8 protein-coding genes are annotated in these 9,060 nt (G+C 41.7%); all 8 read left to right on the forward strand.

Annotation, left to right across the window (positions count from 1 at the left end; translation table 11 throughout):
- The coding region (locus AC1DVB_RS23115; RefSeq protein ID WP_477591133.1) for a thiamine pyrophosphate-dependent enzyme at positions 1-576 on the forward strand (576 nt) is incomplete at its 5' end.
- A 12-nt stretch (positions 577-588) separates the two neighbouring features.
- Positions 589-2,034: an aldehyde dehydrogenase family protein gene (locus AC1DVB_RS23120; RefSeq protein ID WP_034312301.1), complete on the forward strand. Its 1,446-nt coding sequence runs from the start codon at positions 589-591 to the stop codon at positions 2,032-2,034.
- A gap of 16 nt (positions 2,035-2,050) precedes the next feature.
- Positions 2,051-2,836: an aspartate dehydrogenase gene (gene nadX / locus AC1DVB_RS23125; protein ID WP_057277771.1), complete on the forward strand. Its 786-nt coding sequence runs from the start codon at positions 2,051-2,053 to the stop codon at positions 2,834-2,836.
- Between the two features lie 38 nt (positions 2,837-2,874).
- Complete coding sequence (locus AC1DVB_RS23130) at positions 2,875-4,176, forward strand: aromatic ring-hydroxylating oxygenase subunit alpha (protein ID WP_057277770.1); 1,302 nt, start codon at positions 2,875-2,877, stop codon at positions 4,174-4,176.
- 21 nt (positions 4,177-4,197) lie between these two features.
- The gene (locus tag AC1DVB_RS23135) at positions 4,198-4,707 is read left to right on the forward strand and encodes an aromatic-ring-hydroxylating dioxygenase subunit beta (RefSeq protein ID WP_034312295.1); all 510 of its coding nucleotides are present in this window, start codon (positions 4,198-4,200) and stop codon (positions 4,705-4,707) included.
- Positions 4,708-4,741: 34 nt separating this feature from the next.
- Complete coding sequence (locus AC1DVB_RS23140) at positions 4,742-5,530, forward strand: SDR family NAD(P)-dependent oxidoreductase (protein WP_235568314.1); 789 nt, start codon at positions 4,742-4,744, stop codon at positions 5,528-5,530.
- 40 nt (positions 5,531-5,570) lie between these two features.
- Positions 5,571-6,530, forward strand: coding sequence for a VOC family protein (locus tag AC1DVB_RS23145; RefSeq protein ID WP_328098192.1), 960 nt, complete (start codon positions 5,571-5,573; stop codon positions 6,528-6,530).
- A gap of 1,351 nt (positions 6,531-7,881) precedes the next feature.
- Positions 7,882-8,874 carry a D-cysteate sulfo-lyase gene (gene cuyA / locus AC1DVB_RS23150; RefSeq protein WP_477591137.1) on the forward strand — a complete coding sequence of 331 codons (993 nt, stop codon included), beginning with the start codon at positions 7,882-7,884 and terminating at the stop codon, positions 8,872-8,874.
- Positions 8,875-9,060 lie beyond the last annotated feature (186 nt).

Raw genomic sequence — 9,060 nt, forward strand, 5'->3', positions numbered from 1 at the left:
TTTGTAGATGGCATGAGGGAGATATTACCAGAGGATACCATTCTAGTTCGTGATGTGACCGTACAGGCAAATGTTTGGGGTAGCCGTTTATTTGAAATCTATGAACCGAGAACATCGATTCATGCATCAGGCGGCGGAATTGGTCAAGGTCTTCCAACAGCAATCGGTGCCCAAATGGGATGTCAAGATAAAACCGTCGTTCTTATGGCTGGAGATGGTGGGTTTATGGTGAACGTCGGGGAAATGGTTACGGCAGCCGAAGAAAACTTACCAGTTATCATCGTATTGTTCGATGACTCAGGCTATGGAGTTCTTCGCAATATTCAAACAGCCGCATATGGTCGGCAGGTAGCTGTGGACTTATTGAGCCCTGATTTTGTGAAACTGGCTGAGTCCATGCATTTTGATGCAGTGCGTATTGGTTCTGGAGATGAGTTCATATCCGAACTGAAAAAGGCTAAGGAAAGACGTAAACCTTCAATGATCGTCGTTGATATGGAAGCTGTGGGGCCAATGGCCAAACCATTTGGCGGACCACCGGGAGCTGCGGAAGCATTCAAGCCCAAAAAACTATAAGGAGGATTGAGAATGATTTCGACATACCCATTTGTTTCAGGAAAATATCTAGTTAATGGAGAATGGATAGAATTACCGGAAAAAGTCGATGTTGTAAATCCGGCAAATACATCGGAAGTAGTTGGCCAGGTGGCAAAATGCTCTGAAGAAATCGTGAATGGCGCTATTGAAGCGGCAGAAAATGCTTTTGAAACGTGGTCTCGCTCTGATATCGGGGAACGGGCAAACAGGATGAACACTGCGGCAGAAGAACTATCAAAAGTTATCGAGGAAAATGTTACAGTGTTTGTACGTGAGAATGGCAAAACACTTGTTGAAGCTAAAAAGGATTTACTGCGCTGTGTTGAAGTAATGAAGGGCTGTGCAGCAGAGTTACTTGATTGGTGGAAGCCTGAAGTGCTTCCAGGAAAACAAAAAGTCCAAATCCGAAGAAGGGCAAGAGGTGTCACGGCAATAATCACACCGTGGAATTCTCCGATGATATTAACATTTAAAAGGGTCATACCTGCTGTTTTGGCAGGCAATGCCGTTGTCGTAAAACCTGCAACGAATTGTCCCTTAACGATCATGACCTGTTTAAAAGTAGTTGCTGAACATTTTCCTCCAGGAGTCATCAATATAGTCTCAGGATCAGGAAAAGCAATCGGCGACACACTATGTTCCGATTCACGCGTAAGGACATTGGCGTTTGTCGGAAGTACGGAAACCGGGAAAGATATCATGCAGAAATCAGCTGGAAATCTTCAAAAAGTATATATGGAACTTGGCGGCAATGATCCTGCCATCATCTTGGAAGATGCCAATATGGACGAAGCGGCTATCAAACGTTTGAGGATGGGGATTTTACGAGCAGCGGGTCAGGTTTGTTCTGCTGTAAAAAGAGTGTACGTCCAAGAATCACGATATGATGAAGTTGTGGAGAAGCTGACCAAAGAGTTCAGCCGGATGGTGATCGGTGATGGAATTCAGCCTGATGTAACCATGGGTCCATTGAATAATAAAGCACAATATGACTTTGTGAATGGCTTGATCGAACGTACTGCTAAGTCAGGAGGAAATATAATCACAACCGGCATTCAGCTGAATCCGGAAACTTGGGATAAAGGTTATTATATGCTTCCTTCCATTATTACTGGCGTCGATCAGCAGAGCGAATTGGTTCGAGTGGAACAATTCGGACCGATCATTCCAATTTTACCTTTCAATGATATCGATGAAGCTGTAAAATTAGCGAATGATAGTGAGTTTGCGCTGCGTGCATCTGTTTGGACCGAGAATGAAGATATCGCTGTCGAAATGGCAGATCGCCTTGAAGCTGGTGCGGTATTCCATAATAATCATACCGTTTTCAGCGACTTGGCCCTGGACTTCCCTGGCTTAAAAGAAAGCGGTGTTTCGCGGGAAACAAGACATTGCGGGTTGGAATTCTTTGCGGACTCATACGGGTTTGCTGATTGAGGAAGGATGAAACTACATGAAGTTAGGTTTAATCGGGTGCGGTAATATCGGAAAATTTCTGCTTCAGGCCATTAATAACGACGGGCTTCTTCCAGGTGGAAGAATCGTTGCGATTTATGCCCGCCGTGAAGAAGTTGCGGCACAATTAGCTGAAGAATTCAGGACACAGCCATATCGTGATGTCGACGAACTCCTTAAATCCGATGTAGATTTAGTCATAGAGGCTGCAACGATAGAAGCAGCTGAAGAGTATGCATTGAAAGTGCTTAAAAGCGGGAAGGATCTCTTGCTAAGCAGCATTGGCGTGATGGCGAATTCCGCCTTTGAAGAACAATCAAACCAGATTTGTAAATTGAATAACGTGAATATTCTCCTTCCGTCTGGTGCGATTGGAGGTCTAGATGTACTTAAATCGGCAAAAGCGGTGAATGGTCTTGAATCTGTTTGCATCACCACAAGAAAACCGCCAAACGCATTGCCGGCAGGGTCTTCAGTGACAGAAGAAACGGTATTATTTGAAGGAACTGCTGCAGAAGCGATCAAGCTGTTTCCGAGAAACATTAATGTTGCGATTGTGCTGTCTATGGCTGGTCTTGGATCAGAAAAGACGAAAGTGAAAATCATTGCCGATCCAAAAGTGTTAAAAAACAATCACCTGATAGAAGCGTCAGGTTCGTTCGGGAAACTGAAACTGGAAGTGGAAAATGATCCGATGCCAAATAACCCGAAAACGAGTTATCTAGCGGCATTAAGCGTTTTGGCGACTCTGCAAAACAAGGAAAAAAGCGTTCAGATTGGGTAATGCATAATGATGTAAAGCTTGGAAGGGAGAGAAAAAGTATGCTTAAAACTGAAAAATCCTTAGAAGAAATGTCGAAACAGCAAGTTGTTGACTATTTGAACGAAACGGTTAAACCAGAGGAAGGCGTTATACCTGCATACCTCCTTGGAGACCCAAAGGTTTATGATATAGAACATGAAAAAGTGTTTTTGAAAACATGGGTTTTTATCGGTCATGATTCTGAAGTACCGAACAAAGGAGACTTCATGACCCGTGAACTTGCTGGCTACTCGCTCATCATTACTCGTGATGCTGAAGGGGAAATCAGGGCGTTTTATAATATGTGCACCCATCGCGGAATGAAACTATGCCGTGCAGATAAAGGGAACAAGTCATTATTTACGTGCCCCTACCATGGGTTCAATTTTAAAAACACTGGTGAACTCGTAGGAGTGCCATTACAAAAGGACATATATGGGGGCAACCTTGACCGCTCGGAAATGGGCCTTCACAAAGTAAAGCTTGAATCCTATAAAGGTCTTTTATTTGGAACTTGGAATGAAGATGCAGAACCGCTTGAAGAGTTCCTTGGCGACATTAAATGGTATTTGGATATCCTTGTAGGACGTGCAGAAATGGAAGTAATCGGAGTTCCGCAAAGATTCGTTGTTAATTCCAACTGGAAAGTTGGTTCCGATAACTTTGTTGGTGATTCCTATCACACGATGGTCACACACGGATCCATTGCCAAACTGGGCATGGTGCCCAATGCTACCTATTCAAAGCGCGGTTTTCAAATCCATACGGAAAACGGACATGGACTAAACTTAGGGACTCCTAATCCTGACTTCGCTTTCCCGGAAGAATTGAAAGATGAATTTAAAACTAATTTGTCAGAAGAACAATATGGAGTGTTATCAAACTTAAAGAATATGATTGGGAATGTCTTCCCTAACCTATCATTTTTAATATCCCATACAAAAATCAAAGACCAATTCATCTCCAACACTTCAATAAGGATGTGGCGGCCAATCGGTCACAATAAAATGGAAGTGATTGCTTGGATGCTCGTGGAAAAGAACGCCTCCCAAGATTGGAAAGATAGATCAAGAGATTCATTTATCTTGACCTTTAGTCCATCCGGTATTTTCGAACAGGATGATACGGAAGTTTTTACTGATATCACTGAAGCAGCCCAAGGCCCAATGCCTTTCCTAAAGAATCTAACCTACAATTATACAATGGGTCTTCATCGTGAACCAGTTGATTTTATAGGTCCTGGTGTTGCTTACGATGATAAATTCACTGAAGCGAGCCAAAGGAATTTTTACAAGTACTGGCTTGAATTGATGACGAAATGATAAGCGGGAGGGGTAAGTGAAATGAATGTGGAGAAAATGTTGCTCAAATGTCAATTTGAACAGTGGCTGTATGATGAAGCTCAATTACTGGATGATATTGAATTTGATGATTGGTTCGATTTAATGCATTCGAGCTTACGTTATCAAATGCCTGTACGTGTTAATAAAGAAGGGGTGGAACGCCCGGATTATTCAACGGACATGTTTACATTTAATGATGATATTGAGCTGCTTAAACTGCGTGTGGATCGTTTGAAAACGGATTATGCTTGGGCGGAAATACCGCCATCAAGAACACGGCGTTTTGTCTCAAATGTACGTGTTAAAGACTATGTTGAAGGTGAAAAGGCAGTCGTCAAGAGCTACCTGCTCATCTATCGTAGCCGCAGCACGGATATTCAACATGATCTGATTTCGGGGGAACGAAATGATGAATTCATTTTCGAAGAAGGTAAATGGAAACTTTCCAAACGAATATTCATTGTTGATCAATCAACGATAAATACCAGAAATCTTGCTATCTTCGTATAATATTGACTTGGTTAAAAAGAGGAGGCTGGTTACAATGGCAATGGCGTTAAAGGATAAAGTAGTGTTGATTACCGGTGGAAATTCAGGTATCGGGGAGGCTGTCACTAGACGTTTCATACAAGAAGGGGCAAAAGTCAGCATCATCGGCCGCTCGATAGAAACGCTAAAGAAAATGAAAGCGGAATTTGGTGAAGATATTCTCATTAACCAAGGCGATGTAAGTAAATATGAAGACAATGAGAGGGCTGTCCAGGCCACTGTCGAGCAATTTGGAAAACTGGATGTTTTCGTTGCCAATGCAGGAGTCTTTGATGGATTTGCTAAATTTGCCGACGTAACTCCCGATGCACTTTCCGATGCATATGATTTTCTGATCGATATTAATGTTAAAGGATCATTCTTCGGTGCTAAAGCCGCTCTTGAAGAACTGCAAAAATCGAATGGAAATATTATTTTCACCGTATCCGGTGCCAGTTTTTATCCGGATGGCGGCGGGGTGTGGTACACAGCAAGCAAGCATGCCCAAATAGGGCTGATGCGCCAACTTGCCTTTGAACTCGCTCCTAACATCAGGGTGAATGCTGTAGCGCCTGGTGGCACTCTGACCGCATTATCGGTCATTCCTCCACTCCGTCCATTCGTTAAAATGGTGGATAATGAAACGAAGGCAAATAGCATAAAAAAAAGAAACCCTCTTCAGCTTGCACAGCTGCCCGAAGATCATGTAGCTGCATATGTCCTATTGGCATCAGACGCGGCGCGTGCTATTACCGGTGAAGTCATCTCCAGTGATGGAGGATTGTCCGTTCGCGGACTGGGTTGAGTTCATAATAAAATAAACTAGGGGAAGTAGGTTTATTAGTATGGCTGAATCACTATTGGGCAATAGGAATATTAATCAACTCGCATTTGTTGTAAAAGATATTGAAGCTGCTAATCTAGCTTTCACAAGACTGCTGGGCATTAAGAAGGCAGAACCATTTCTAACTGGTGACAGTTCTGTTTCGAAAGTCACTTTTAGAGGTGTACCAACGGAATCGCAATCCAAACTGGCTTTCCTGAATACACCGACCGTCCAATTTGAACTAATAGAACCCGATAAAAATCCAGGAACGATGCGTGAGTTCCTGGATGAAGTAGGTGAAGGGATCCACCATATAGCTTTTGATGTGGACTCTATCCAAAAGAGGCTGCCAATCATGGAGAAAAATGGTTACCCAGCTTTGCAAACGGGTGAATTCACTTCAAGTGACGGCCGATATGTATATGTGGATACACTAGATGATCACAAAACGTTAGTTGAACTGCTTGAAAGTGCGGAGCCAAGAGTAACGGCATGGGAAAGACCGGAAGATGACAGCATTCAGCCKCTACTAGGGACTAACAAAGTGGAACAGCTTGCGTTTGTTGTCAAAGACCTTGATGCGGCTGCAGATGCATATAGTAAGTTGTTGGGTGTTGAAAAACCTCCCATCATCCATTCTGGTTCATCCGATATGACAAACGTGATTTACAAAGGGAAGCCCACTGAAGGCAAATCAAAATATATGTTCATCAATACTCCGTTAATTCAAATTGAATTGATCGAGCCGGGCGAATCACCCAGTACGTGGAAAGATCATCTAGAAACATATGGTGAGGGTGTTCACCATATCTCTTTTGTCGTTAAAGACATGGAGGCTAAAATGAAGATGCTGGAAGAAATGGGCTATCCGGTCATACAGTCAGGAAACTTTTTTAACGGAAAAGGCCGGTATGCCTATATGGATACAAAAGCGACCTTTAAAGTGATTATTGAATTGCTGGAACGTTACGATGAGTAAACAAGTAACCATTGATCATCAAAAGGTGTATGGATGATTGTCCGGGCATTTGGAACTTACATAATTAGGAATAAGAACCCCAGGGGTCATTCAATCGAAAAACCTAGCCATTTTCCCACCTAATCAGCTGAATAACTACCTAGAAGCGCAACCGTATAAAAAGCATACAAGGCAATGGTCGGGAAGGGGACTTCAACCATGGCCTTGTACGGTTCAAATAAAAAAGTGAAGAATTTAACATTAATATGGATTGTATTGACCTTTATTGCTTTTTCTACAACTTTGTCACGAATGGCCTGGATTAACTGTTAGTGCTCGTTGTTTCGTTCCTTATACCAAGATTTATCCACCAATGTAATTCCTCATTACGGGCCGATAAAAAGGATTCGAAAAGAAACCATGATGAATCTGTAGTTTTTTGGAGAAAGTTATTTCTCGAGTTGGAATATAATAAGCGGTGAAATTCGATGTTTGTACGACTTGCCGCTATTCGGTCATTTTTTTTATTTCTTGTTGCAGTTTATCTGTTGCCCATACCAGTTTTTTTTACTCCTCTTCCGTAATTCCTTCACAGTCTTTTTGTATAGAATGGTTTTCGAGCATTACTGATTTCCAATTCTTGCAGCTAAATTCAATATCCACATTGGATATGACCATCCCTATGGACAGGTTTAACCTGTAGCAAATTTTCCTATTCCAATTTCCCAAAAGCTTTACAAACCGGTGTACGCTACAATTGATTTGCTGGGCGATATCATCTTCCGTTAAACGGTCTCCGGGCAATAATACGCTTCAATGATTGCATTTTTAATAACAAAAATATAGCTTCCCTTAAGGGCTTAGAATAATAATGTTCTATTTAATTTGAATATATAGATAATTATTGGTTTCCATGGCGCTCTTTTCTAAAAATATACAAGTATATTTATTTTAAAAATGAGTGATGTCCATTTCAATGCTTCATACTTTTTATTAATACAATTCAATGGGATGGATGACACTATTACTACTAAAGACGCTCACTAGGCTATCGGACCTTATTGGCAAGATAAAAAATTCCCAGGTAGCCCTTAAATATGCTGTAACTGGGAAACTGCCTGATACTTTTTGGAAAAAAAGGTGGTCATAGAATAAGCGGAAGCACTAATAGTAGGTTTTGATATCATTTTGCCCTGACGAATGATGTATATGAAAATTCTTTTTACAGATAACCATGCTAGAAGGGAGATTCATGTTGCTCGATTACATAAAGATGCTATGATTGAAATCGAAGCTTATTTTAAACGAAAGAGAATATCAGATTGATATTTTCTTTCTTTAATATACATAGAGGAAGCAGGAGGAGTTATTAATKAACTTAGCACAATTTCCCAGGAAACGATATACACCGACGTATACACCAGTTGAGAGACTGGATCATTTTTCTGAATTTCTTGGGGGCCCATCCATTTACGTTAAACGAGACGATATGCTTGGTCTGACGGCAGGCGGAAATAAAACAAGGAAACTGGAATTCCTTGTTGCCGATGCATTGGACAAAGGCGCGGATACATTGATTACATGTGGAGGCATTCAATCAAATCATTGCCGCTTGACACTAGCTGCTGCGGTTAAAGAGAAAATGAAATGCATCCTTGTGTTGGAAGAGGRCCTTTCAAATTCTGAACCGGATTTTAACGGTAACTATTTTCTCTACCATTTATTAGGCGCTGAACAAATCAAAGTAGTGCCTAATGGAGCTGACTTAATGCAAGAAATGCAAAAAGTGGCTAAAGAGGTGACAGAGAAAGGACATCAACCTTACATCATCCCGGTTGGGGGATCCAATGTCATTGGTGCRACGGGATACGTTGCATGTGCTCAGGAGATCTTGGCMCAGTCCTTTGAGCAAGGAATTGATTTGAAAGCAGTTATTTGTGTAAGCGGCAGTGGAGGAATGCATGCTGGTTTGGTGGCAGGATTCCATGGAAATCACAGTGGAGTATCGGTAATTGGAATAAACGTAAGCAGAGGGAAAGCTGAACAAGAAGAGAAAGTTATTCAGCTTGTTAAGGAAACTTTAACACATATCGGCATTCCGAATTCAATTCCTCGTGAGGCTGTTACGTGTTTTGATGAGTATGTCGGCCCGGGTTATGCTTTGCCTACACCTGAAATGGTGGAAGCGGTCAAGCTAATGGCAAGAACGGAAGGGATACTGCTGGATCCGGTATATACGGGGAAAGCGGCAGCGGGACTCATCGATTTAATACAAAAAGGCACCTTTAAGCCGGAGGATAACATTCTATTTGTTCACTCTGGCGGTGCTTCATCGCTATACGCCAATACGTCTCTCTTTAATTGAGATTTTACGAACCAACTGGTTCGCCGGCACCAGTTGGTTGGTCCAAAGTAATCATTTCAAGTTGATCTCGTTGAATAGARTGATGTTCCGAAAGCATCCTCATCACCTCAAGTTTTTAATAGATCTATTTTAAAACAAGGCTCTTTTCGTAAAGATTGATGTTTTTAAAACGAAACTATTTAAGGT

Source organism: Peribacillus sp. P4_D6 (assembly GCF_056401795.1).